The sequence below is a fragment of the Micromonospora sp. KC207 genome (genome assembly GCF_004348615.1).
GTDB lineage: Bacteria > Actinomycetota > Actinomycetes > Mycobacteriales > Micromonosporaceae > Micromonospora.
In genome coordinates this window covers 1-1,930 of record NZ_SMKJ01000547.1, presented here as the reverse complement: position 1 = coordinate 1,930, position 1,930 = coordinate 1, and the positions used below count along the sequence as shown (strand labels likewise).

Here is a 1,930-nt window from a genome sequence, read left to right as displayed (position 1 = left end):
GCGTACCACTGCGCGCTCGCGTTCACCGCCGACGGCGAACCCCGGGTGCTGCCCACCCTGCACGTCCGCATCGGCGACACGCTCTACCTGCACGGCTCCACCGGCAGCCGGCCCCTGCTCGCCGCCCGGGGCGACGGCCTGCCGGTCTGCGTGGCGGTCACCCTGCTCGACGGGCTGATCTACGGCCGCTCCCAGTTCCACCACAGCGCCAACTACCGGTCGGTGGTCGCGCACGGCACCGCGCACCTGGTCACCGACGCCGGCGAGAAGGCCACCGCGCTGACCGCCCTGGTGGAGAAGGCCGCCGCCGGGCGCAGCGCGGACAGCCGCCCGCCGAGCCGCCGGGAACTGGCCGAGACCGCCGTGCTGGCGCTGCCGCTGCGGGAGGTGTCCGTCCGCGCCCGCGACGGCGGCGTCCGTGACTCACCCGACGACCACGACCTGCCGTACTGGGCCGGGACGGTGCCGCTGCGGCTGACCGCCGGGCGGCCCGAGCCCGACGCGGGGGTGAGCGCGCCGCTGCCGACGTACCTACGGCCGGCCCGCTCGCCCTGGCTGGAGCCGGCGGTGCTGCGGGGCGCGCACGTCGTCCTCGAACCACTGGACCTCGCGCACGCCGACGACCTGTACGCCGCCACCGCCGACCCGCAGGTGTGGCAGCACCTGGGCAGCCACCGGCCCGCCGACCCGGCCGGCATGGCCGAGACGATCCGGATTGCCCTCGACGCCCACCACCGGGGCGAACGGGTGCCGTGGGTGCAGCGGTGCGCCGCGACCGGCGCGGTGGTCGGCACCACGTCGTTCTACGAGGTCGACCCCGAACGTCGGGCGGTGGCGATCGGCTACACCTACCTGGGCCGACCCTGGTGGCGGACCGGGATCAACACCGAGGCGAAGCTGCTGCTGCTCACCCGCGCCTTCGAGGAACTGGGCGCGGTGCGGGTGGTCTGGCACACCGACATCCGCAACGAGCGCTCCCAGCGGGCCATCGAGCGGCTCGGCGCCACCCGCGAGGGGGTGCTGCGCCGGCACCGGCTGCGCCCCGACGGCTCCTGGCGGGACACCGTGCAGTACTCGATGACCGACGAGGAGTGGCCGAACGCACAGGGCAGGCTGTGGGAACGGCTTCGCCCCGCGCCAGCGCCGGCGCGATGATGGCGGGCGTGCTGGGCATCACCGACATCTGGACGTACGTGCTGGGAACCGTGGCGATCGTCCTGCTCCCCGGCCCCAACTCACTCTTCGTGCTCTCCACCGCCGCCAAGCACGGCGTACGGGCCGGCTACCGCGCCGCCGGCGGGGTCTTCCTCGGCGACGCGGCGCTGATGACCCTCTCCGCCGCCGGGGTGGCGTCGCTGCTCAAGGCGTACCCACCGCTGTTCGTGGTCGTGAAGTACGCGGGCGCGGCGTACCTCGGCTGGGTCGGGCTGACCATGCTGCGCGGGGCGTGGCGGCGCTGGCGAAACCGCAACGACCCGACCGCGCCGCGCCTGATCGACGCCGCCGAGCCGGCGCAGTTGCGCAGCCCGTTCCGGCGGGCGCTGGTGATCAGCCTGCTCAACCCGAAGGCGATCCTGTTCTTCGTCTCGTTCTTCATCCAGTTCGTCGACCCCGGGTACGCATGGCCGGCGCTGTCGTTCCTGCTGCTCGGGCTGATCGCACAGCTGACCAGCGCGCTGTACCTGACCGCGCTGATCTTCGCGGGCACGTTCCTGGCGGTCCAGTTCCGGCAGCGCCGGCGGCTGGCCGCCGGAGCGACCACCGGGGTGGCGGCGCTCTTCCTCGGCTTCAGCGTCAAGCTCGCCACCGCCTCGGTGTAAGGAGGGGCCCCTTGTTGACGCCTGCGGTACAGAAGGGTCCCCTTCTCAACCGCCACCCCGGCGCACGCGGCGGGCGGCGAGGCACGGCGGGCGGCGGGGCACGGCAGGCG

The 1,930-nt window shown here is 74.2% G+C and carries 2 protein-coding genes; both read left to right on the top strand.

Features of this window, described 5'->3' with window-relative positions; translation table 11 throughout:
- Window positions 1-1,155, top strand: a 1,155-nt coding sequence (locus E1258_RS32345) for a bifunctional pyridoxamine 5'-phosphate oxidase family protein/GNAT family N-acetyltransferase (protein WP_132407741.1), incomplete at its 5' end; no start/stop codon positions are given.
- Window positions 1,152-1,820 (top strand): leucine efflux protein LeuE, encoded by a 669-nt coding sequence (leuE, locus tag E1258_RS32340; protein WP_132407743.1) that lies wholly within the window; start codon window positions 1,152-1,154, stop codon window positions 1,818-1,820. The genes E1258_RS32345 and leuE, both read left to right, overlap by 4 nt.
- The last annotated feature ends 110 nt before the right edge of the window (window positions 1,821-1,930 follow it).

What these genes read in the sequence shown, in the direction of transcription:
- leuE (WP_132407743.1), top strand. Translation starts at nt 1,152, where the DNA reads ATGATGGCGGGCGTGCTGGGCATCACCGACATCTGGACGTACGTGCTG.